This window comes from Hafnia alvei, from assembly GCF_964063325.1.
Lineage (GTDB): Bacteria > Pseudomonadota > Gammaproteobacteria > Enterobacterales > Enterobacteriaceae > Hafnia > Hafnia alvei_B.
The window spans coordinates 44605-69995 of sequence record NZ_OZ061316.1; the positions used below are offsets into that span (position 1 = coordinate 44605).

At 41.7% G+C, this 25391-nt stretch carries 13 protein-coding genes and 4 pseudogenes; 10 read left to right on the forward strand and 7 right to left on the reverse strand.

The genetic code is table 11. From position 1 onward, the window contains the following. Positions 1 to 425: 425 nt before the first annotated feature. Positions 426 to 680: pseudogene (locus tag AB3Y96_RS22765) on the reverse strand (hypothetical protein); the annotation flags it as partial. A 958-nt stretch (positions 681 to 1638) separates the two neighbouring features. Between AB3Y96_RS22765 and AB3Y96_RS22770 the strand changes: the two are divergent. The 3 genes from AB3Y96_RS22770 (at position 1639) to AB3Y96_RS22780 (ending at position 9159) form a co-directional block, all read left to right on the forward strand. Next, positions 1639 to 7083 (forward strand): inverse autotransporter beta domain-containing protein, encoded by a 5445-nt coding sequence (locus tag AB3Y96_RS22770; RefSeq protein WP_367300382.1) that lies wholly within the window; start codon positions 1639 to 1641, stop codon positions 7081 to 7083. A 170-nt stretch (positions 7084 to 7253) separates the two neighbouring features. Beyond that, positions 7254 to 7670: an FxLYD domain-containing protein gene (locus AB3Y96_RS22775; protein ID WP_130986416.1), complete on the forward strand. Its 417-nt coding sequence runs from the start codon at positions 7254 to 7256 to the stop codon at positions 7668 to 7670. A gap of 340 nt (positions 7671 to 8010) precedes the next feature. Beyond that, entirely contained in the window at positions 8011 to 9159 is a 1149-nt protein-coding gene (locus AB3Y96_RS22780; RefSeq protein ID WP_046450520.1) for a mechanosensitive ion channel family protein, read from the forward strand. A 530-nt stretch (positions 9160 to 9689) separates the two neighbouring features. Here the strand turns inward: AB3Y96_RS22780 and AB3Y96_RS22785 are convergent. The 3 genes from AB3Y96_RS22785 to rpoH form a co-directional block, all read right to left on the reverse strand. Next, the gene (locus AB3Y96_RS22785; RefSeq protein WP_040046853.1) at positions 9690 to 10223 is read right to left on the reverse strand and encodes a helix-turn-helix transcriptional regulator; all 534 of its coding nucleotides are present in this window, start codon (positions 10221 to 10223) and stop codon (positions 9690 to 9692) included. A 98-nt stretch (positions 10224 to 10321) separates the two neighbouring features. Next, positions 10322 to 10522, reverse strand: coding sequence for a putative selenium delivery protein YdfZ (locus AB3Y96_RS22790; RefSeq protein ID WP_071892874.1), 201 nt, complete (start codon positions 10520 to 10522; stop codon positions 10322 to 10324). A 21-nt stretch (positions 10523 to 10543) separates the two neighbouring features. After that, entirely contained in the window at positions 10544 to 11389 is an 846-nt protein-coding gene (gene rpoH / locus AB3Y96_RS22795; protein ID WP_072309841.1) for an RNA polymerase sigma factor RpoH, read from the reverse strand. A gap of 463 nt (positions 11390 to 11852) precedes the next feature. On the opposite strand from rpoH, the gene cfa reads away from it, so the two are divergent. Beyond that, positions 11853 to 13004 (forward strand): cyclopropane fatty acyl phospholipid synthase, encoded by a 1152-nt coding sequence (gene cfa / locus AB3Y96_RS22800; RefSeq protein ID WP_072309844.1) that lies wholly within the window; start codon positions 11853 to 11855, stop codon positions 13002 to 13004. A gap of 679 nt (positions 13005 to 13683) precedes the next feature. Then, positions 13684 to 14535 (forward strand): annotated as a pseudogene (locus AB3Y96_RS22805) (DUF4158 domain-containing protein); the annotation flags it as partial. A gap of 78 nt (positions 14536 to 14613) precedes the next feature. Here the strand turns inward: AB3Y96_RS22805 and AB3Y96_RS22810 are convergent. Next, positions 14614 to 14834: pseudogene (locus AB3Y96_RS22810) on the reverse strand (DDE-type integrase/transposase/recombinase); the annotation flags it as partial. 237 nt (positions 14835 to 15071) lie between these two features. On the opposite strand from AB3Y96_RS22810, the gene AB3Y96_RS22815 reads away from it, so the two are divergent. Both AB3Y96_RS22815 and AB3Y96_RS22820 read left to right on the forward strand, forming a co-directional pair. Further along, positions 15072 to 16249, forward strand: a protein-coding gene (locus AB3Y96_RS22815; RefSeq protein ID WP_168780224.1) for an IS3 family transposase whose coding sequence is annotated in 2 segments (ribosomal slippage) — positions 15072 to 15330 and positions 15330 to 16249 — 1179 coding nt in all. Because the reading frame shifts where the segments join, the coding sequence is not laid out codon by codon here. Beyond that, positions 16243 to 16931: pseudogene (locus AB3Y96_RS22820) on the forward strand (IS1 family transposase). The gene AB3Y96_RS22815 and the pseudogene AB3Y96_RS22820 overlap by 7 nt, the downstream one beginning before the upstream one ends. 65 nt (positions 16932 to 16996) lie before the next feature. Here the strand turns inward: AB3Y96_RS22820 and AB3Y96_RS22825 are convergent. Together AB3Y96_RS22825 and AB3Y96_RS22830 are read right to left on the reverse strand one after the other, a co-directional pair. After that, positions 16997 to 18313 carry a sigma-54 dependent transcriptional regulator gene (locus AB3Y96_RS22825; RefSeq protein ID WP_040046662.1) on the reverse strand — a complete coding sequence of 439 codons (1317 nt, stop codon included), beginning with the start codon at positions 18311 to 18313 and terminating at the stop codon, positions 16997 to 16999. 13 nt (positions 18314 to 18326) lie between these two features. Continuing rightward, positions 18327 to 20159 (reverse strand): ATP-binding protein, encoded by a 1833-nt coding sequence (locus AB3Y96_RS22830; RefSeq protein ID WP_072308039.1) that lies wholly within the window; start codon positions 20157 to 20159, stop codon positions 18327 to 18329. A gap of 438 nt (positions 20160 to 20597) precedes the next feature. On the opposite strand from AB3Y96_RS22830, the gene aspT reads away from it, so the two are divergent. From aspT to AB3Y96_RS22845, 3 genes are all read left to right on the forward strand, one after another. Then, the gene (gene aspT / locus AB3Y96_RS22835) at positions 20598 to 22286 is read left to right on the forward strand and encodes an aspartate-alanine antiporter (protein ID WP_139130909.1); all 1689 of its coding nucleotides are present in this window, start codon (positions 20598 to 20600) and stop codon (positions 22284 to 22286) included. A gap of 15 nt (positions 22287 to 22301) precedes the next feature. Then, a complete protein-coding gene (locus AB3Y96_RS22840; RefSeq protein ID WP_130986922.1) occupies positions 22302 to 23891 on the forward strand; it encodes a bifunctional aspartate transaminase/aspartate 4-decarboxylase in 1590 nt (529 codons plus the stop codon). A gap of 144 nt (positions 23892 to 24035) precedes the next feature. Continuing rightward, a protein-coding gene (locus tag AB3Y96_RS22845; protein ID WP_367300383.1) for an IS3 family transposase occupies positions 24036 to 25210 on the forward strand; the annotation gives its coding sequence in 2 pieces (ribosomal slippage) (positions 24036 to 24303 and positions 24303 to 25210; 1176 coding nt in all). The last annotated feature ends 181 nt before the right edge of the window (positions 25211 to 25391 follow it).

The following is a 25391-nucleotide window of genomic DNA, read 5'->3' on the forward strand; positions in this document are numbered from 1 at the left end:
GTTTATAGTGGCTACTAATTAACCTATATAGTAGAATTGCATTCAAATTATGATTAATATGCGCAAGTGAAATAATAGCTGTGTAAAGTTAACAAAATATCTCATGGAAAAACTATTTCTTATCATTTTTGATGTATGAATAAACAATTTCTTAGCATGTGTGTTATTTAAGGAGTAAGTGAAACCAAAAATGTATTTTTCTTGGTATATGGGATCGAGGGACAGTGATGTAAAAAAGCAAGTTATGGAGATAACTTATTGTTTGTAATGAAATTAATTGATGTTGACTCTCCATTCAGAATGTCATCCGATAACGAAAACGTATAGTGGTCTAACATATTTATATAACTATGTTTAAGCGGGGATAACCTCGCCAGATGTACCTCCTACGGTATTTCACCCCACCGTTCACTATTCTCCAGTCAGAGATCTCGACGGAACAAAGAATCCTGAAAACGTTCCAGCAGGCACAACGAATAAACCCGCGCGTAGAATCCGGCCATCTCTGCCATAGATTAGGCGTTCTAGGGGCCAGAAGTGATTTGCTCTGGAACATCGTCGAGCATGCGTATTTTTGAGCCTTTCAGCTCGGTCAGATAATGGATTATGGACAATGATTGTTGGCCCGCAGGGCCGGCTGAAAGTGTAAGTCACGCAACATCGCGGACAAGTGCTGGCAAAATGCCATATCTGATAACCCAGAAAACCTAGTTATGAAGCCTTGATTGGCCAACATGAATGTGGCGCCTAGAAGCCATATCTTCTCAGAACAATGACCTCGACTGATTAATGCGTTGGTTTGAAGGTGTTTCTGGCGAGAGGCAATGTTAAGCAACATCACCCTAAAAAGGACATTATTTGAATATTAGTCTAATGCGACAGAGTACAACGTATGTATTCTAATATCTGAGTAATGAATTTAAGCTATGAATTAGGAGTACTCTCATTTATACCACCTATGCTTAATTAAATTGTATCTTAAAAATTATTGAATTAAGTTTAACAAATGTTCATGATTAAATGTTAGATGTATGATATGAAAGGCTGAGATGGAATAGTTTACATTATTTTACAAATGGATCTTAACGTTAAAATATTCGTTATATATTGTTTTGTTAATGTGTGTTTTTTATTTATTTTTATGATTTTCTACTTTTCAGATCAGATAAAAAATAAACAAATGAAAAACGACTGTAATTGATTTTAAAACTCAGACAAACAAATAGAATATAACTTTCTTTTTTTTACAAAATCCTGTTACTTATCTAAAAACAAAAAAAAATAGCATCTTATCCTGTTTTTATCAAATTAATGGTCTGTATATTTGTTTTTTGTTTTTAATCATTATAATAAGCTAGACATGTGTCCCTTATGTCTATTGCATATATAGGTTCGAGAAAACAACAATGACAATACTGAGCTATATCCTCCCATGATATAGTGATATAAATATCAGATTGTTTTTCATTACAGAAACTTGCTATAGGGATATATATTTTTATCTATATTCATACTCTGGTGAGTGTATATGTAAATCGTAACTTCAATGTCAAAGAATGGGGCAGATGGTTTTAATTTTAAAATGCATTTTTCTTACTTAATATTCATTATTCTACATTATTAGCTATAGAGTTTTATATGAAAAAAGCCCCCCCTCCTTTTACCTCTGAAATCAAAATGGGTAGAAGATATATCCGCGCCATTGCACACCTGAATATCGGTATGCAGGTCGTATTTCCCTTGGCCCTGTCATTTACTCCGGTAATGGTTGCTCGAGCCGAAACAGAAGACAAAAAATTCCTCACGACCAGCGCCCCAGCGAAAACTATTCCCTATGTGTTACAACCTGGGGATTCGATTGCTCAGATAGCAGAAAAATTTCACCTCACCGTGGCACAGCTTAAAACGCTGAATCAATATCGAACCTTTGCCCACGGCTTTGAATCAGTGCGCGCTGGGGATGAGATCGACGTTCCCGTTCAATCCAAAAGCATCGCCACTGATGCTGGCAGTGATGACAGCGCAGCACTGGCTCAGCGTGCCCAGCAGGCCGGTCACTTTTTACAAAACAATCCCAACAGCGACAGCGCGAAAGATTTGGCGCGCAGCCAAGCGTTGGGTGCAGCGAACAGCAAAGCGAATCAAGAAGTGGCCAGTTGGCTGAACGGCAAGGGAAAAGCGCGGGTAAAATTGGATGCCGACCGTGATTTCTCACTAAAAAACTCTGAGCTGGATGTGCTGTATCCGCTGTGGGAAAACAACGCCCATCAGGTGTTTACGCAGGGTTCGGTGCATCATACCGACAGCCGCAACCAGTCCAATCTGGGGTTGGGCTACCGCTATTTTGAAGGCACCTATTTGCTGGGCGCCAACACCTTCTTTGACCACGACTGGTCACGCAGCCACTCGCGTTTAGGCCTCGGTGCCGAATATCAGCGCGATTTCCTCAAAGTGGCCGCCAACGCCTACATGCGTCTGACTAACTGGAAAAATTCACCGGACTTCGATAACTACGAAGAACGCCCAGCCAACGGGTGGGACATTCGTACCGAAGGCTATTTACCTGCCTATCCGGGCATCGGCGGCAAGCTGGTGTATGAACAGTATTACGGCGACCGCGTCGGACTGTTTGGTAAAGATAATCAGCAAAAAGATCCGGTAGCGGTGACGGCCGGCGTTAACTATTCGCCTTTCCCGCTGATGAAGTTCAACGTCGATCACCGCATGGGTAAAAGCAATCAAAACGACACCCGTTTCGGTATCGATCTGAACTATGTGTTTGGTGCGCCGTTAGGTCAGCAGTTGGATAGCAGCCTGTTGGCGGCGAGCCGCAGCTTGGCCGCGAATCGTTACGACTTTGTCGAACGTAACAACAACATCGTGTTGGAATACCGCAAAAAAGACACCATCAGCCTCCGGTTGGCCTCGCAAATCAGCGGCTACAGCGGTGAAAGTAAATCGCTGGGCGTGTCGGTCAACAGCACCAACGGCGTTGAGCGCATTGAGTGGACCGCGCCAGAACTGCTGAGTCAGGGCGGGCAGATTGTTCAGGTTTCTGAACAGCAGTTCAACGTGATCATTCCTGAATATCAATACGGCAACGATGCCAACAACAGCTATGTGGTGAGCGGCGTTGCCTATGATAAATCCGGCAATGCATCGCCAAAAGCGGAAAGCTTAGTGGTTGTTGCCTCGGCTGCGGTGAGTACGGTTAACAGCATGCTAACCCCGATGGAGCTTCAGTTACCGAACGACGGTACCTCTACGGCTAAATTGACGCTGGTATTGCGTGATGCGAACAATCATCTCATCAGCGGTGTCGCCGATGACATCAAAACCACACTAAGTCCCGTGGGTCGCGGCCAGCCAGATGTCACGGTGAGTGCTTTTAGTGAAGACATGACCCGCATGGGCACCTATAACGCCACCGTCACGGCGGGCGAAAATATGGGTGAATATAAAATTACGCCTGAAATCCATAATGCCAAACTTGCGTCAGCGACGCTGTATGTCGGCAGAGCACCGGTGATCAGCGGTTTAATCATGAGCGGCAAGCTGGCGTTAGGCGAGCAGCTATCGGGTCATTATCAGTTCGATAGTAACAGCGGCAATGCACAAGATGCCTCTCTTTACCAATGGGGCAATAAAGGGCAAACCACAGGGCTGAATGGCGCTGAGACCATCGTTACTTCAGGTAGCGTGCCGGGCTATACGCTGGTCGCCAGCGATGTTGGGCAGGTAAAAGAGCTGTCGGTTCAGGCGCGTAACGGGGTGGAAACCTTAGGGAATACGCTGACGGTCACTACGGCTCCGGGCGATAGCGGCAACAACACCGAAGGTGGCGGAGAAGGCGGTGCGATCGTGGATGAAACCGCAGCACCAAGCATCAGCGATGTGACGATAAGCGGTAAGCTTTCGCTAGGTGAAGCGCTGAGCGGTCGTTACACCTTTGTGCCGCACACCGGCAACACAACCGATACGTCGGAATACCAGTGGGGCGTGGAAGGCACGACCGCAAGCGTAGTGGATAACGGCGGTGGAAAAGCGATCACTCAAAGCGGCGTGGTACCAAGCTATACCCTGCAAAGCAGCGATGCGGGTCAGGTGTTGGAAGTTTCTGTGCGGGCTAAAAACGCTGCCGATGTGTATGGCAACAGCGCCACGGTGACCACCGCGCAAACTGGCGGCGGCAACAACACCGAGGGCGGTGGTGAAGGCGGCGTGATTGTTGATGAAACGGCAGCGCCAAGCATCAGCAGCGTGGCTATCAGCGGCAAGCTGGCGGTTGGCGAAGCACTGAGCGGCAGCTACACCTTTGATGCCAAGACCGGTAACCCAACGGATACTTCCGAGTATCAGTGGGGCGCGAAAGGCTCAACCGCAAGCGTAGTGGAAAGCGGTGAAGGCAAAGCAATCAGCCAAAGCGGCGTAGTGCCAAGCTACACCTTACAAAGCAGCGATGCGGGTCAGGTATTGGAAGTTTCTGTGCGGGCTAAAAACGCTGCCGATGTGTATGGCAACAGCGCGACGGTGACCACCGCACAAACAGGCGGTGGCAACAACACCGAAGGCGGCGATGGCAACGGCAGTATCACCGATGAGCAGGCTGCACCAAGCATCAGCAACGTGGCTATCAGCGGCAAGCTGGCGGTTGGCGAAGCACTGAGCGGCAGCTACACCTTTGATGCCAAGACCGGTAACCCAACGGATACTTCCGAGTATCAGTGGGGCGCGAAAGGCTCAACCGCAAGCGTAGTGGAAAGCGGTGAAGGCAAAGCAATCAGCCAAAGCGGCGTAGTGCCAAGCTACACCTTACAAAGCAGCGATGCGGGTCAGGTATTGGAAGTTTCTGTGCGGGCTAAAAACGGTGCCGATGTGTATGGCAACAGCGCCACGGTAGACACCGCGCAAACGGGTGGCGGCAACAACACCGAGGGCGGTGGCGAAGAAGGTGCGATCGTTGATGAAACTGTAGCGCCAACCATCAGCAACGTGGCTATCAGCGGTAAATTGGCGGTCGGCGAAGCACTGAGCGGCAGCTACACCTTTGATGCCAAGACCGGCAACCCAGCGGATACTTCCGAGTATCAGTGGGGCGCCAAAGGCTCAACGGCGAGCGTAGTGGAAAGCGGTGAAGGCAAAGTAATCAGCCAAAGCGGCGTAGTGCCAAGCTACACCATCGACAGCAGCGATGTAGGTCAGGTGCTGGAAGTATCTGTGCGGGCTAAAAACGGTGCCGATGTGTATGGCAACAGCGCCACGGTAGACACCGCGCAAACGGGTGGCGGCAACAACACCGAGGGCGGTGGCGAAGAAGGTGCGATCGTTGATGAAACTGTAGCGCCAACCATCAGCAACGTGGCTATCAGCGGTAAGCTGGCGGTCGGCGAAGCACTGAGCGGCAGCTACACCTTTGATGCCAAGACCGGTAACCCAACGGATACTTCCGAGTATCAGTGGGGCGCGAAAGGCTCAACCGCAAGCGTAGTGGAAAGCGGTGAAGGCAAAGCAATCAGCCAAAGCGGCGTGGTGCCAAGTTACACCATTGACAGCAGCGATGTGGGTCAGGTGTTGGAGATGTCCGTACGGGCTAAAAACGGGGCTGATGTGTACGGTAACAGCGCTACGGTAGACACCGCACAAACAGGTGGCGGCAACAACACCGAGGGCGGTGGCGAAGAAGGTGCGATCGTTGATGAAACTGTAGCGCCAACCATCAGCAACGTGGCTATCAGCGGTAAGCTGGCGGTCGGCGAAGCACTGAGCGGCAGCTACACCTTTGATGCTAAGACCGGCAATCCTGCAGACACGTCTGAGTACCAATGGGGCGTGGAAGGCACGACCGCTAACGCAGTCGAAAACGGTGAGGGCAAAGCGATTAGCCAAAGCGGCGTGGTACCGAGCTACACCTTACAAAGTAGCGATGCGGGTCAGGTGCTGGAAGTCTCAGTGCGAGCTAAAAACGCTGCCGATGTGTATGGCAACAGCGCCACGGTGAACACCGCACAAACAGGCGGCGGCAATAACACCGAGGGCGGTGGTGAAGGTGGTGCGATCGTTGATGAAACCGCAGCGCCAAGCATCAGTGACGTGGCGATTAGCGGTAAGTTGGCGGTCGGCGAAGCGCTGAGCGGCAGCTACACCTTTGATGCCAAGACCGGTAACCCAACGGATACTTCCGAGTATCAGTGGGGCGCCAAAGGCTCAACGGCAAGCGTAGTGGAAAGCGGTGAAGGCAAAGCAATCAGCCAAAGCGGCGTAGTGCCAAGCTACACCATCGACAGCAGCGATGCGGGTCAGGTGTTAGAAATGTCGGTGCGGGCTAAAAATGGTGCAGGCATAGCTGGTAATGCTAAAACTATTAATACGGCTCAAGCTGGCGATGGTAATAACACCAATGGTGGTAAAGATGGTACGGTGGTAGAACCATATAAATTTACTGTAAATCCTAGTAGCAGAACTATTGGTGAAACACTGCAATATCAGTATTCGTTAACTGCTACTGCATATGGGGAACAAGTGAATGTACCTAACAGTGCTATTACATGGTCCTCTAGTAAAAATAATGTTGCGACAATTGATTCATCAGGGCTAGTTAGCGCTAAAACTGAGGGAAGTACAGTAATTACAGCTGTTGGCACATATAATTCCGAGCCTTTCAATGTCTCGTCAGATCTAACTGTGGCTCCACTAGAATATTCATCCCTATATGGGACTAGTGGTACAAACAATGCTACTGTTGTGGTGACTCCTCCAGACTACAGTATTGAAATGCAATGTGGTGAAATAGTCGATGGCATGGGCTCTATTGGAGGAACAGGTGGAGCACGAGAAATTATCGATAGTACAGATAATGTAACAAAAATTACGACAACTACAGGTAAGTGGGATAATAAATATATTGTTGGAAAGATTGTATTTACTTATAAAAATGGCTCAACCAAAACTTGCGGTCGTGCAGAGAACGTTATTGAAAATATCGAAAATGTTTACCAGATACCAGATAACTACAGACTACAAGGATACAAGGCACATGGTGATGCGTATGTTAATGGGGTTCAATATATTATTGTGTTGAAATAAGATAACTTCATTCTAGTCTGTTTTAAATCAAAGTAATGCCTAAAGAGTGGCCCTCCCTATGCTGATGTACAAAATTGCTTGGGAGGGCTATGAAAAAATGGCCTAATCGAAATTTTTTATTACACCACTTAAATAAGTAGGTGTTAAATGATTCAGAAATGAGTGTTAGTGTGAAAAATAAAATTATTTCGTTCCTGTTTATGGCAGCTCATTTCTCGTGCTTTGCCCAATCCGATGTTAATCTAGCCTTTCATATGGGACTCGGTGCCAATGGGCATTATGAAATTGGCGGAACTATGGAAAATAACAGCTCAGAAACGTTGCCATATAGCGCGGTGACTTATATCACAATTGATAAAAACTGTGTGCCAAGCGGTGCGAAAATAGCGAATCTTGGCCCAATAAAAGCCAATGGCTCGTTGGAATTTAGGATCCCCGTTAAGGGCATATTATCCTCATACCGCATTTTAAGCGTATCGGCTTGGAATGATATGGGGGTTCCCGTCGATGTTGATGACAAAACGGCGGAGGTCATTAAAAGCCGAGATGCGGAGTTTATGAAGAGCTGCAAGATAAAACGAAAATAATAGCTAATTGAATTGCAATATTATTCTTATAAGGGATAAGTACACTACATTGAAAATATAGCATTATTTAAGATTGTTAATGGGAGTGATTTTTTAATGCTAAAAAAGTAATTTTCAGCAAGATTAACTATTAAATATTCACTTATGGAAAGAAGGTGTGAATGCTGTCATAACTGATAGTTATATAACAATGAGTGGATGAGATAATATTGAAAATAGAACATATAATATGTAATAATGTGGTCTATAATGTTTTTGACAAATTAACGTCTCACGACCACTAGAGGAGCTAACTATAAAATAGTTAGTACGTAAAAACGATCATTTATAGAACTTGATAATGATACAATCAATTGAAAGCAATGAGTTTTTTCAATATATAAACACTACGTTTCTAGATGGTGATATACCAGTCATCCGCGTAGTGATCATTTTTATTGTATTGCATTACTTTGCGCATTATATAGTCTTCCCATACTTAAATAGAAAAGCGGAGCAACATCAATCATCGCACCTTAAATTTGTTACTCATCATCATCTATTTCATTACGCGGTGCTAACTTTTCAGGGTGGGATTTTATCGGCTCAGCTATCACTGGTTCAAGTATCTGGGGGGAAAATTCTTGGTATCATTATAGCGGGTTCTCATATATGGATGCTGACATTTGCACTACTTACGTTTTACTCTTTTATAGATCTTAGCTTCGATTTATTAAATAACAACAAAAAAATTAGAGTATTACCTTATCGTGGTATTGAGCAGACTCTGAAGTTAGTTGGTGCGCTTCTTTATATTATTTTCTTGGTTTCAATTCTATTGAATAAGTCACCATTTATTCTTCTTAGTGGATTAAGTGCTGTCGCTGCAGTATTGTTATTAGTATTTAAGGATCCCCTCCTTGGTTTAGTTGCGGGTATACAACTCTCCGCCAACAATATGCTAATTACGGGGGATTGGATTGAACTTGATAGACTTGGGGCAAATGGGGTTGTCCAAGATATTGGATTGACTACGGTCAAAGTTCTTAATTTCGACAATACAATTACAACAATTCCAACTTACACATTGGTCTCGGAAGCTTTCAAAAATTGGCGTTATATGGACGAAAACAGGGCTAGGCGGATACAGCGATACATAAATATAGACATTAAAACCATAAAATTTTTGAGTCCTGAAGAAAAAAATTCCATCATCAATAAAGCAGAGTTAACACTGCTAAATGATATTGATTTAAATATCTATAATACCAATATTGAACTATTTCAGAAATATACAAATGAATATTTGACCCAACATAAGTCTATCCATCAGAATATGACCCTAATGGTTCGTCAGTTACAGCCGACGATATATGGACTTCCAGTTGAACTATATGCTTTCACCGAATTGACAGAATGGGTGGCTTACGAAAAATTGCAGACAGAAATCCTATCCCATATAATTAGTGCAATAACATTATTTAACCTAAAAGTTCATGATATTTCATAGCTGGAAATAATGAAAAAACGGTACTCTCTATTACCTCGGTGGAAAATAGCTCGGTCATTTTTTTTGTATAATTGAGCATATAATAACTCATGTTTTTTTAGTCAGTATCCTTCTTTGCATAATAAAAAGTAGAGATTTAATTGACAATGACGAAGCCACTAAGCATGCAAATTGCTGAGTAATCTTAAACGCATGATATGTGAGTTCACCACTATCTTTTCGATAAAGACATGCTCAGCTTATGTGATTTATATGTATACATAATTATTAGAGCAGTTATTTCAATGATATATAGCATTATCTTGGGTATCGTGGTAATTCTCAAGAGAAAAATAACACCAACTATCAATCAATTACGAAATGGGTTTTACTCCTTGCTATCAGTTTCATCGTTAATATATAGCATCAATGCAATATTTACATACTATTTTGTCAGTACGGATGCATGCGCTGGACAACTGACATCCTTTCACTGAATCGAATAGCTCATGTTCAATAGCCTCAATCTACAAATATATATATGGATGAACTTAGACTCCGAGTGTTACTTTTTTGCAAAAATCAATGTAGTTCTTACAACCAAACTTAGTTATGATATTACTTCTAAATCTATACGTAGTTTTTGGATTTATCTGCAAGATAGATGATATCGAATATATACTTTTACCTTCCATTATTAAGGAAATAACTTGAGCTTCACGGTATGTCAGATAGTCAGATGGTGTCTCTAATTTATCATTTGTGAACACATCTATATTTTTAACAGAACTGAAAAAATTAGATAGCGGTTGGCGTGAAATAATAGTATGCATAAATGGTACATTCGTAATAGCTCTTTCAGAGAAAGAAATTCTAATTAACTTATCCTTTGATCTAAAATAGGTGCTTATAGCTAATACATTCACGTTTGCGATTCTGTCATCTACAAAAACGATCATTTCATCAAAAGACATGCATCTTAAATAAAACCCTATTTCATTTGACTTTATCCATGTTGGATTATCACAAATATGAGTGAACGCCTGAAATAATAAAATATCATCAGTTAGAACTAAATGTTTCATATCATACCTTGGGAAACATAATTTTTATAGAAAGAAACTCATATGATTTCATGCCATAAATTATTAATTTATCTTCAATTAAGAAATAGCACTTCTAACTATCTTAGTAGTATTAAATCTTGAGGAGAGTACAGAGCATCATCGTTACAGCATGAAATACACTTTGTAGCTCTTATTTTTGAAGTCGGAATATTATCATCATCAATTTTCTTTATCGTAAGCAGTTTGCATGTTCCATTTAAGATGACATTATCTCCGACATGCAACAAATTTCTATTTCTATCATAAGCATTCAACATAAAATCCCACCAAATAATTTATTAGTCATTCTCTATTGATACACGAAGCTTTCTTAACGCCTTATTTTCTAATTGCCTTATTCTTTCAGCTGAGACACCATATTCTTTTGCTAGCTCATGCAGCGTAAGTTTCTTGTCATTTAGCCAGCGAGAATGAATGATATGCTGACTTCGTTTGTCTAAATCATTCATTGCTGATCCTAGTTTATGTAATAAGTATTTTTTCCAATCATTAGCTTCGATATCACTAGCAAAATCTGAGTTCCTATCGTGTAAGTATGGAGACAAAATTAATACGTTGTCATCATGGCTACCTGTTTCAAATGCCATATCTGCTGCTGATAATCGCAATTCCATATCAATAACATCTTGTTCAGGTACTTCTAGTTTTTTTGAAATTATGTCTACTTCATCTTTAGTCATCCAACCTAGATGCTGTTGTGATTTCCGTAAGTTGAAAAATAATTTCCGGTGAGATCTTTTAGTTACAACTTTAATAATTCGCCAGTTCCGAAGAACATATTCATGAATAGCTGCTTTTATCCAATGAATAGCGAATGAGGCTAGACGAATACCTAGTTTTGGATCAAAGCGATCAATCGCTTTCATTAGTCCTAAATTTCCCTCTTGAATCAAGTCTATCAGCGGAAGATGATACCCTTTATAATCCTTTGCAATATATACGACAAAGCGTAGATGTGATAACACAAGCCTTTTAATTGCGTATGAATCGCCATGTGAATAGGCCTCTTCGACTAACGCTCTCTCTTCATCGGCACTTAATCTAGGATAGTATTTTATCGTGTTCATATATAAATAAAGAGAGTCGTGGTTTTTAACAAATAACTCACCATTCAGTATACACATTAAAAAATCCTATATGGTTATGCTTGTACCATGCACTAAGATTATGAGTGCTAATAATTATTAACTTTTAAGGAATGAATCATATTCATGGTTTATTCATCGCGTTTTATTCATGTAAAATTCAACTCTTAATCTATATGGTGCTGGCATTATATTAATTGCTCCTATGAATACAAACTTGTAATGCTCATATTTATGATGTGCTAACACTTGAACATAATTATAAATATATATTCGGGATTCCGTTCTTTTATTTTACCGGTAATTCGAAATGCCGGAAATATTGATATCTGTTTTATAGGTAGTACGGTTTTTTTGATTCCGATCAATAACTTTAATATTTACATCAATATTATTGGCGCGCAATTAGTGTATGCGATGACAATTGTTTTTTTAATTTAAAAATTAAAACCACTCTAAAACTTCTGGTATTTGAGTGGTTAATTTACTGATGCAGGCTGAGATGAACAATAAAACTATCGATAAAACAAAAATTAATGAAACATCTATGTGGTATAAGACATGCAGAGATCTGTTGTCTCAAGCTGGGATAAAGATTAATGGAGATAGGGACTATGACATCCAAGTATATAATGATGATTTTTTCAAAAGAGTAATTCAGGAAGGCTCACTAGGATTAGGTGAGAGCTATATGGATGGTTGGTGGGATAGTGATAAACTCGATGAATTCATGTGTAGAATAATAAAAAGTAAAGCTGATGAGTCAATAAAAATCAATATGAAAGATTTATTTAGAATCTTTGCTGCAAAAATTTTTAACATGCAATCTCGCAAAAGGGCCTGGATAGTAGGGAAAGAACACTATGATTTGGGTAATGATTTATTTAACAAAATGCTAGATCCTTATATGCAATACTCGTGTGGTTATTGGAATAATGCCAATAATCTCAAAGATGCGCAGTCGGATAAGTTAAAGTTGATTTGTGAAAAATTAAAGCTAAAGAAAGGAATGACATTACTCGACATCGGTTGTGGCTGGGGGGGGCTTGCTGCCTATGCCTCACAAAACTATGGAGTAAAAGTCTTTGGTATTACTATTTCAAAAGAGCAAAGAGACTTGGCAATTGAGCGCTGTAAATGTCTAGACGTTTCTATTGAGCTTATAGATTATAGAGAGCTAGATATGGAGTTTGACAGAATAGTTTCTGTTGGCATGTTTGAACATGTAGGGCCAAAAAACTATGATGAATATTTCACCATGGTAAATAAAAACCTAAAACCAAATGGAATTTTTTTATTACATACAATTGGTTCGAATGAAACTAAAATTAATGTAGATCCTTGGATTAATAAGTATATTTTCCCTAATGGATGTTTACCTTCAGTAAAGCAAATAGCTGAAGCAAGTGAGCCATTTTTTGTTATGGAAGATCTGCACAATTTCGGCTCTGACTATGATAAAACGCTGATGGCATGGTATGAAAATTTTGAATTTATATGGCCTGATATAAAGGATGAATATAGTGATAGATTTAGACGCATGTTCACATATTATCTTAAGTCATGTGCAGGAGCATTTAGGGCTCGAAATATTCAGCTATGGCAAGTTGTTTTTACCCGAGGTATTGATGGTGGATTACGTGTCCCAAGATAAATACTTTTTAAAATAAAGCTTAATAACATCATTACAGTGATGATTGACCGGAGTAACTGCTCACCGCCGTTTATAGCGCTGAGTGGTTATTGTCCGTGAGTGCCACTACATGACAGTACGGAATTTAGTTTCAGGTATACTTCAGATGGGGACTCTTACAAGACGTACGGCGGAATTTTTAAAATATCTAGTTATTCTGCTTGAAACGTGAATTCTTGTGCTAAGTGCTCTTGTAGTGGCACAGTAAATTTGGGAACCTGAGTAAAGGTGATATTCTTACCTCAACATAAAACAGATGATTTAATGAACAAGAAAACTAAGCGTACTATTGTCATTCCCGTTTTTGCAACACCGAATATGACGATAAGTTGGCTTGCTTGAATCTATCCGGCGTCTGAATGAGATTTAATTCCCACGCTTCGATGAATTCCACGCCTGATAAACCTCCAGAAAAAGAACCGCCACAGACTTCCATTGCGATGGTTATAGCGGAACATACCACCAAAATTCGATTAACTTTGGCCGGGTAAATTTTTTACGGTAAATAGCCTTTCCACGACGGTCTTGGCAATGAATCCGGATCCATACCAATGAGCGCAATGTTTTCCATGATAGTTCTCCGAATGAAAGCCTGTCCTCAGCATAGTACTGGGAAGGAGGGAGTGACCATCTCATTAGTATTAATAAACATCGCAAGCCATCTAACCGCATGCGGCTTTGCTGTTTTACTTTGCTATTTGTGAAGGCCAGAATTTCTTCCAGACAAAAGTATTTCACCTCACGACGGAGTTGTCTCCCGTCTAGCGGCTCATTTAAAACTTCAGTATGATCTTTGGGCTGAGTACACATCAAGAGAGGTCACACGCTGGGAGCATCTGGCTGAACTCTACCGCTGTCCGGAATGATCTCCCTTTAACTGGGGGCAGCAAAAAAACTGTATTCGCCACCTGTATCCCCACGCCATGCGGATAGACAGATTTTTTTACTCGCGGAGGAAATGCTCCCCTGGCTCCACAATAGTAAGGTTATTTTTCCCTCTATTGAGGTGATTGAACGAACCCTAGCTGAAGCAACAACGCTTGCCGACAGGGCTGTTTTTTCAGCGCTGACCGCGCAGGGCAGCGGCACCGGACCGTCTGCAGGTATCTGAGGTGGAACAACCTTCACGGGTGGTCTGACTGCTTCATCCTAGGGGAAAATAAACGGTAAAAATGTTCTGCAACATATCGACCGGCTAAATACGATAGAGTCGCTGGCACTACCTGACGGTATTGCGCTTTCCGTGCACCAGAATCGGCTCCTGAAACTCGCACGCGAAGGCAGGAAAATGAGTCGTCGGGATCTGGCAAAATTCACGAATGTTCGCCGTTATGCCTCACTGGTTTGTATCATATTTGAAGCCAGAGCCACATTGACTGACGAAGTTATTGATCTACACGAGCATATTCTGGGCAGTCTGTTCAGCAGGGCAAAACGCACTCAGGCCGAACGACTCCAGCAAAATGGAAAGCTGATTCAGAGCAAACTGAAATAATACGTTACCGTCGGGCAGGCAATAGGGCTCTGTCGCATTACCGTAGGCAAGTCAGCAAAAGTTACGCTGCCTTTTTTATGCAGCCAACAGATCAAATTGTTCCGCGGGTGATAAACTCCCTCCAGTGGAATATTGACGATGCTTTTTGCGTATCATGTGGACTAACTCAATGCCCGCTAATATCGTCTGTGCTCGACGAAATGATTTGAATTCCAACATTGATCGGATTCGACATTTTATATTCGGTGATCCTGTTCAACCAGATTATTCAGGTATTTGCTCTGCCTGACGGTAATCATCCCTTTCGCCGGTGTACGATATTGAGTGTGGCCAGTGCTAACGTCGATTTTCTTCCTGTTGTATCAAAAATGTTGATAGTGAACTCAAACAAGGAGGTGGAATTACCTACTATTGTAATATGTTCGCATTATCTCTGGGAAATCAGAAATGAAAGTCTATGTGAAGTGGAATACTAAATCTGGCCACCTGAATAGAGGTGATATCATCGCCTCATAGTCAAAACAGGTGACATTATGACCGGACGTAACAGACGCAATTTTAGCCCCGAGTTTCGCCTCGAAGCTGCCCAGCTTGTACTCGATCAGCACTACAGCGTTGCCGCCGCTGCAACAGCAATGAATGTCGGTAAATCCACGATGGATAAATGGGTTCGCCAGCTTAAAGAAGAACGCGCAGGGAAATCCCCAAAGGCCTCTCCGATGACGCCTGAGCAACTTCGCATTCGTGAATTAGAAAAACGACTACAACGTGTTGAAATGGAAAACGATATATTAAAAAAGGCTACCGCGCTCTTGATGTCAGACTCCCTGAACAATTCTCGTTAGTTGAGAAACTCAGGACGCGGTTTCCTGTTGCCTTTATTTGCAATGTGTTCGGGATCCATCGCAGTAGCTATCGGTACTGGCTAAGCCGACCGCAGAAACCTGATGCAAAACACATCGTTATACTTAGCCTGGTTCGTGAAGTTCATCATGCCAGTAATGGCTCTGCGGGGGCCCGGAGCATTGCCGATATGGTCAGCGCAAAAGGTGTTCCGTTGAGTCGCTGGCGGGCCAGTAAGATAATGAAAGAGCTGAATATTATTAGTTGCCAGCAACCGGAGCATCGCTACAAAAAAGCCACAAAAGAGCATGTGGATATCCCTAATCATCTGGATCGCCAGTTTGCAGTAACGGAACCTAATCAGACCTGGTGCGGCGACGTGACCTACATCTGGACGGGCAAACGCTGGGCTTATCTGGCGGTTGTTCTGGATTTATTTTCTCGCAAGCCAATAGGCTGGGCGATGTCGTTTTCTCCGGACTCAGTTCTGACAGGAAAAGCATTAACGATGGCCTGGGAAACCAGGGGAAAACCGGCTGACGTTATGTATCATTCTGACCAGGGAAGTCACTATACCAGCAGGGAATTCAGACGGTTATTGTGGCGTTATCGTATAAAGCAAAGCATGAGTCGACGAGGGAACTGCTGGGACAACAGCCCAATGGAACGATTTTTCCGCAGCCTGAAATCAGAATGGGTCCCGAACTGTGGATACGTTAATTTTAGCGAAGCAAATAGATCAATAACGAATTACATCATTGGTTATTACAGCCAGCTCAGACCCCACCAATATAACGGTGGCTTAACACCCAATGAATCAGAGCGATTGTTCTGGAAAAACTCTAAAACTGTGGCCAGTTTTTGTTGACCACTTCACCCCATTGTCAGTCTGCTCAGGTTTACCGTCATGGGTAGAATCCTACTAAAGGCCGTGACCGGTTTCGCTGTCGTGAGTGCCACCGTGTGTTTCTGCTCATCTATACTTATGAAGCCCGCAAGCTCGGCGTCATAGGACAAATTACCTAAATGGTATTCAACGGTGTCGGTGTCCGGGATACTGCAAGGACGCTCAAAATCGGCATTAATACCGTCATTCATACTTTAAAAAGCTCGTGCTGAAGCGAATAACATCCTCTCCGGTCGCTCATGCAGATGTGGCGCTTATCTGCAAACTCGATGAGCAATGGAGCTTTGTCGGCAGTAAAGCCCGGCAGCACTGGCTTTGGTACGCATACAACACCAAAACAGGAGGCATTCTGGCTTATACATTCGGACCACGGACAGATGATACCTGTCGTGAACTGCTGACCCTGCTCACTCCGTTTAATATCGGCATGATAACAAGCGATGACTGGGGAGGTTATGCCAGAGAAGTGCCGAAAGAGAAGCATCTGGCTGGCAAAATATTCACTCAGCGTATTGAGCGTAACAATCTGACGCTAAGAACCCGCATCAAGCGTTTGGCCCGAAAAACAATCTGCTTCTCACGCTCAATTGAACTACATGAAAAGGTCACCGGGGCCTTCATTGAAAAACACATATTCTACTAATTGAAATCATTACCCTTTTGCTGACTTACCTACGGTAATGCGACAGAGTCGATGAACACATATCTTTATTTTAAAGAATATTTTTTTATTTTATCTGAGAGTGTGCTTTTAGGTATTTTTAACGCTTCAGCAGTTTTAGTTAAACTTCCTCTTTGACGATTTATTTCAAGAATAATGAGACTGCGTTCAAAATGTTCAACCATTTGAATAAGTGAATTAGCACTTTCATCAAATGAAGTGTTATGCTCATCCTTGATCCCAAGCACAAACCGCTCGGCATAATTTCGTAGTTCACGTATATTCCCAGGCCACTGAGCTGCCATTAACTTATGAAGCAATACAGCCTTAATTTCAGGTGCAGGACGATCAAAACATGCTGATGCTTGAGAAACAAAAAGATTGAAAAGCAAAGGAATATCTTCAATTCTATCACGTAGTGCTGGTAAATGAAGATTAATAACACTCAACCGGAAATGAAGATCAGCACGAAAAAGGTTATTTTCGCTAAGTTCAACTAAATTAGTTTTACTTGCACTAATAATACGAATATCAATAGGTATAGTTTTATTTGAGCCTAACCTCTCAAAACGCCGCTCTTGCAAAACACGCAAAAATTTTACTTGCATACTGAAAGGCATACTCTCTACCTCATCGAGAAATAGCGTCCCCTTATCTGCATATTCCAGCTTCCCAATCCGGGTTTCCGTTGCACCGAGAAATGCACCAACCTCATGACCAAAAATTTCGCTATCAAACAATGATTCAGGTAGTCCGCCACAATTAAGTGCAACGAAGGGGCCTGATCTACCACTAAGGTCGTGTATACAGCGCGCCGCAAGTTCCTTACCGGATCCTGTTTCGCCATAAATCAAAATATTTGTCGGCGTCATCGCAATATCTTTTATTGTCTCACGAACCTCAGTGATAGCCGATGAATTCCCAATAAGACGGCTCTCAAGTGCGCTTGCATCAGCAAGTTTACGACGTAATTGGTTGTTTTCATAGATGAGACGTCGCTTATCAAGCGCTCGGCGTACTATATTCAGCAATTGTTGAGGAGTGAAAGGTTTTTGCAAAAAATCATATGCACCATTATGCATAGCTTCTACGGCAGTTTCTACATCACCATGACCAGTAATAATAATGATAGGAACATCAGGATTTATGGCGTTGAACTCTTTCTGGAATGTAAGTCCACTCATGCCAGGTAGTTTCATGTCCGTCACAATTATACCGTGCTGCTTCAGCTCAGGCAGTAAAAAACGTGCGTCTTCGACAGAGCCAACTCCAATAGCGCGTTTATTATCTAATTTCAGCGCCTGAACGCAGCCATGTTGAATATCTTTATCATCTTCAATGATTAAGATGTCTATATCGTTCATAAATGTTCTCCAATTAATTATCTTTATGCAATGGTAGACGAATGATAAAGCGTGCCCCTGTTTCGACATTAACCGCTGATAATGAACCTTTAAAAGATTTTATGATATCAGCAGAAATAGCGAGGCCCAATCCTAATCCATGTGATATTTTTGTTGTAAAAAAAGGTTCGAAAATATGTTCAATAACGTTGAGCGGAATGCCTGGGCCATTATCTTCAATTTCAATAACAGCGGAATCACCATCCTTATACCATTTGGCCGTTATATTACCCGCCGAATTTTCATGCGAAATAGCATCAAGGGCATTACTGATTAAATTGACTAATACTTGCTCAAGTCTAAGGTTATTACATAAGCAATAAATCTCACTCGATGGTGGTATGCGAGTAAATGTAAAGTTATTTTTTTTAAATTTATGACTCAATAACAACATTGCATTGTCTATACTGATTTTTAACGAAACTGAGCTTATTGAATCATCACCCACACGAGAGAAAGTACGTAACTGATTGCTTAACTGACCGATAAAATCAACTAATCGAGCGATTCGCGCTAAATTTGATCGAGCTTCTTCCCATTCTCCTATTTCGATAAAACGCATCGTATTTGCTGAAATCATGCTAATTGCTGCTAATGGCTGATTAATTTCATGTGCTAATCCGGCAGAAAGCTGCCCAATAGCTGCGAGTTTTTCATTATGAAGCAACTCTTTTTGCATATTTCGAAGAATATTTTCACTATTGACTCGCTCTTTTATTTCCGCCTCAAGATTAATTGTTTTTTTTGCAAGTTCATACGTTCTTAGCATGACAAGATTTTCAAGCGATCTATTTTTTTTCTTTAATGCTTGCTGTTTTTCAATTTTCAGAGATAAAATTTTATTACGTTGGACAATTATTTTGAATAGTATTGCACAAAAAGCAAACGTAGCGATGATTCCCCCTATTTTAGGCCATATTGCCTTAAAAATAGCACTCATGGGTAAAAGCCTTACTAATGTCATATTGATATCGCTAACATAACTCTCACTTGCCATATAGTACTTTTTGGCTACGCTAACAATCCATGAGTCGTCATTTTCTTTTATTATATTCCTATAATCTAGCATAGGAATATCATTGACCCGATATCTCTGTTCTTCCGATATTTTCTGATACTGTAACTTAGGTAATGGTGAGATTGAATGATAAAACCAATTCGGATTGCTAGAACTTGCGATAATGTCATGTTGATCTAAAAGAATTATCTCACCTTCACCGCCTCTAGTATTGATAAGATCATCTAAATTAACTTTAACTGAAATAGCCCCTATCTTCTCGCCATTCCAACTTATTGAGTTAACTAAAAAGTAACCTGGGATACCGTTTGAGACCCCAACACCAAAGTATCCAATAGTATTATCTGTATCTGCATTTATAAAGTAAGGTCTATGTGAAACATTGCAGCCAATAGCGCTTTCGCATTGTCCAAAGTCACTTGATGAGATTATGTTACCGCCCAGGTCAATGATATAGATAGAGAGGGCGCCTGTGCGCACTTGGATAGACTTTAAATATCTATTCATTTCTTTTGTTTGCTTTTTAGCGTCTTTTTCTCTGAGTAAGTTAATTATTTTTTCGTCACGAGATAATGAGTACGGCATAAATTCGTAGCGTTGTACACTTAAATTCAGTGCTAAGCCTATCTCATTGAGTTGTTGCCTCAAGAGTATTTTTTGGTTTTTAACCTCGTTTACAATAACATAGCAACTATAAATCAGCACCAAAGAAAATATGATAACGATTAAGACAAACTGTTGTAGCTTAGGGTCACGCAAAATCTGGTTGTGCTGATGATGTTGTGGCATTTTGTTTATCTCGCAGAGTCACTGACGTCCAACATAACAGCATGAAGTTAAAACACATAAAGGTAATCCAGTCAATAATAATACATCGATGTTAAACAGAATACTAACGGATATTTAGTCATTACCCATAAAATTAATGCGTGTATTTGTCTTTGGTCAGAAATAAAAAATAAATAAGATATGAAATCCGAATTACCGTAGATAATAAAACCCATTATTTCGGGTTTTCGAAAAAGTTATTTTACTAGTGGTTTTTTAAATTTAATAACATCTAATTAAATTGACTCAGATCATAAATTAAAGCACGTCTTACTGAATATACTCAGCGCCGTTGAAGATCACTGAGTTAATGTTCGCATATGTACTTGTAAAAAATACTCTATGGAAATGATATTTTTTTAATTTATAACTTCTTTCTCTTATGAAGAGGGTTGTCGTGTGTTTCTAATTCATTCAATTTTTCAAATGTCACCTGAGATAGCGCTATTTCTTTCTCTAGCTATTGGTACATGGATAGGGAAATTCAAATTCGGTAAATTTCAGCTTGGTGGTGTTGCCGGAGCACTTGTTATCTCTGTTGCTTTAAGTCAATTCGGTGTAACCATTGATGACGGCATTAAAGCTGTTCTTTTTGCTCTATTTATTTATGCAGTTGGCTTTGAAAGTGGGCCTCAGTTCTTTAAATCTCTAGGTTTGAAGTCGATAAGAGAAATCATACTTGCTATTGTCATGGCCGTGAGCGGACTCCTCACCGTTGTCATTCTTGCAAGAATGTATGACCTAGATAAGGGCACTGCAGCAGGCATTGCAGCCGGTGCATTGACGCAATCAGCTATTATTGGAACAGCTAGTTCTGCCATCGAAAAGCTAGGCCTTTCACCTGAATTATCCCAGCATTTACAGGCTAATGTTGCTATCGGATATGCTGTCACCTACATATTTGGCTCGTTGGGCGCGATTATTATATGTGTCAATATTCTCCCTTGGTTTATGCGCCGAGGTTTACGTGAGGATGCCATAAAAGCAGAAGCAACACTATTAAATGGCGCTAGAAATTATGGATTTGGCGAAACGCCTGCACTTCCTAATATTGTAGGCCGAGTTTTCAAAGTCACATCTGCTGCTGGGTTGACAATTTCTCAACTAGAGAAATCTGCGACTGAAGGAAAGATTACCGTTGAAAGGCTTAAACGCTCAGGTGATATCATTGGTTTAAGTGGTGAAACGACCTTAGAGCTGGGCGATATTATCCTCATTGTTGGTCGTCGCAGTAGCGTAGTCCAGTTGGATGAAATAGTTGGCCCTGAAACTAAAGATAATGATGGGATGGAAGTCGTTATTTCCACCCGAGATATCATTATTACCAATAAAGCCTATACGAATAAAAAGATTGCATACATTTCCAGCACAGCCACTCAGGAGCTACGTCACGGTATTTATTTCCTACAGCTCAAGCGCGGGGAAGGTTCACTTCCTTTAGTCGGAGAAACGCTCATCAAGTCTGGTGATGTTGTCACTGTTTATGGCGTGAATGAAGATATCCAGCGCTTTGCAAAAGAGGTTGGTCCTGTTATCAGCGTTAGTGAAAAAACAGATCTCTTATTCCATGGGATTGGTGTTTCTGTTGGCCTGCTCATTGGTCTCGCCGTCGTTCATATTGGCTCTATTCCTCTCACATTAGGAGCCGGTGGTGGCGCGCTATTTTCTGGGCTTATTTTTGGCTGGTACCGTTCACGCCATATGGTGATGGGAAATATGCCAACGCCAGCATCTACGCTGCTAAAAGACTTAGGGCTTGCTGGATTTGTTGCTGTAGTAGGACTTCAGTCTGGTCAACAAGCCATTAGTACTATTGCCCAAAGTGGAATATCCATCTTTATGATCGGTGTCGCAGTCACCATCATTCCGCTATTTATTACCATGCTTGTTGGTCGATACATTTTGCATTACGACAATACCGCGATATTTGCAGGCGCCCTCTCAGGAACAAGGAGTGCAAATCCTGCTTTTGGCGAGGTATTAGAAAAATCCGGTAATTCTGTACCAACAGTTTCTTTTGCTATCACATACGCGCTTGCAAATGTATTCCTTACATTGCTTGGGCCATTAGTTGTTGCTTTTGTTTAACTATTAATAGAGATAATCATGACTGACTTTAAAGAACTTGCTCAACTTAGTCCATTTGAATTAAAAGATGAATTGATTAAACATGCATCAGGAAATAAAAATAAAACCATGTTAAATGCAGGACGTGGTAATCCAAACTTCTTGGCTACACTACCACGCCTCGCGTTCTTTCAATTAGGTCTATTTGCTTGTAGCGAATCTGAATTATCGTATTCATATATGAAGCAAGATATCGGTGGTATCCCTGATAATGAGGGTATGCTGGAGCGCTTCGAGCGTTTCATCAGCGATAATTTGCAACTGCCTGAAGTTTGCTTCTTACGTAATTCATTTAGCTATGTAAAAGATCAGTTAGGCCTTTCTGGTAAAGATTTCATTCAAGAAATGGTAGAGGGTATTCTTGGATGCAATTATCCAGTTCCTTCTCGCATGCTGACTATCAGCGAGCAAATTGTTCGCCATTACTTATTGCGCGAAATGTCCGGCAGCGATGCGTCTACCGACGACATTGAAGTTTTCGCTGTTGAAGGCGGTACTGCGGCAATGGCATATATTTTCGATACCTTAAAAGAAAACCGCCTGCTTTCAAAGGGCGATAAAGTAGCAATCGGCATGCCTGTTTTCACACCTTACATTGAGATCCCACAGTTAGAAGAGTATGGACTGGAGATCGTACCAATCAATGCTGAACCAGAAAACAACTGGCAGTACAGTGATGAAGAACTTGATAAACTGAAAGATCCAGATATTAAAATCTTCTTCTGTATTAATCCAAGTAATCCTGCATCGGTTAAATTAGATGACCGTTGCCTACAGAAAATTAGCTCTATTGTTAGCAATGAGCGAAAAGATCTGATTATTTTAACCGACGATGTTTACGGTACATTTGCAGATGATTTCAAGTCCTTATTTGCTGTATGCCCTTATAACACCATTCTGGTTTACTCATTCTCGAAATACTTTGGTGCAACAGGATGGCGCTTAGGAGCTATCGCGACACATAAAAATAATGTCCTTGATGATAAGCTCTCCGCGATGCCTAAAGATATCAAAGAGGAGCTACATAAACGTTACTCATCCATTATTACCAATGTAGAAGATCTGCATTTCATTGATCGTCTTGTTGCTGATAGTCGTGCTGTAGCGTTAAATCATACTGCCGGCTTGTCGTTGCCACAACAGATTCAGATGGTTATGTTTAGTCTGTTTGCTTTAATGGATGAACACGATGAATACAAAAAAATTCTCAAGAAAGTTATCCGCCAGCGTCAATGTGCACTTTATCGCGAGCTAGGCGTTGAAGTTCCACAGGATGGTCAGTCTGTTGATTATTATACGCTGCTGGATTTAGAGTCGATTGCCACTCAGCTTTATAACGCTGATTTTGCCCTGTGGCTTCGCAAAAACTTCTCTCATAATGAGCTTCTTTTCCGCATCGCAACTGAAACGGGCGTTATTCTGCTGCCAGGTAAAGGATTCGGCAGTCAACACCCATCTGCTCGAGCCTCTCTGGCAAATCTGAACGAATATCAATATGCTCAGATTGGTAAGATGTTACGCGAGATGGCTAAAGAATATTATGATAAATATTGTGCAATTAGCTAATTCTGTTTAATAAGTAAAATAGCACCTCCAGTGGAGGTGCTATTCGCCAATGCCGTAATATACCTAACCATTGAAGTGGAATACTAAATCTGGCCACCTGAATAGAGGTGATATCATCACCTCATAGTCAACACAGGTGACATTATGACCGGACGTAACAGACGTAATTTTAGCCCCGAGTTTCGCCTCGAAGCTGCCCAGCTTGTACTCGATCAGCATTACACCGTTGCCGCCGCTGCCACGACAATGAATATCGGCAAATCCACGATGGATAAGTGGGTCCGCCAGTTGAAAGAAGAAAGAGCGGGAAAATCACCCATAGCTTCACCAATGACACCCGAGCAGATTGAAATACGTGAGCTGAAGAAAAGAATTCAACGCGTTGAAATGGAAAGAGATATATTAAAAAAGGCTACCGCGCTCTTGATGTCAGACTCCCTGAACAGTTCTCATTAGTTGAGAAACTCAGAGCGCGGTTTCCCGTTGCCGTTGTGTGCAATGTGTTTGGGGTTCATCGCAGCAGCTATAAATACTGGCGGCAGCCAAAGAAGCCTGATGCCACACGTGTGACATTACTCAGTCTTATTCGTGAAAGTTATCGCGAAAGTAAAGGCTCCGCAGGTGCACGTAATATTGCCGCAATGGTCACCACTAAGGGCGTAAAACTGAGCCGCTGGCGGGCAACAAAGCTAATGAAAGAACTTAATCTCATCAGCTGTCAGCAGCCTGGCCATCGATATAAGAAGGCGTCTAAGGAACACGTTGAGATCCCCAATTATTTGGAACGCCAGTTTGCAGTAACAGAGCCTAATCAGGTTTGGTGCGGTGATGTGACTTATATCTGGACGGGTAAACGCTGGGCTTATTTAGCCGTTGTGCTTGATCTGTTTTCCCGTAAACCGGTTGGCTGGGCGATGTCATTTTTCCCGGACTCTGCATTGACAGGTAAAGCGCTGTCCATGGCCTGGGAAGCACAAGGAAAACCCGCTAATTTGCTGTATCACTCGGATCAAGGTAGCCACTATACCAGCAGGAATTTCAGACTGTTACTGTGGCGATATCAGATAAAACAAAGCCTGAGTCGCAGGGGGAATTGTTGGGATAATAGTCCAATGGAACGGTTCTTCAGAAGCCTGAAAACAGAATGGGTGCCGGAATATGGATACGTAAACTTCAGCGAAGCCAGCACAGCGATAACAAATTACATCACGGGATATTACAGCCAGCTCAGGCCTCATCAATATAATGGTGGTTTGACGCCGAATGAATCAGAACGATTGTTCTGGAAAAACTCTAAAGACGTGGCCAGTTTTGCTTGACCACTACACATCTACTAGATATGAATAGATGTGACTTAACCTATTCAAAGAATCAATAAAACCTTTCAAGGTAAATTTTGGCCTGATGGTAAATATTATGGTTTAAGTAAATTGAGTCATTTGATTTAAAGTTTCATCTATTTCACACAACAAGACATATAATATCATCTTATTGTATGGA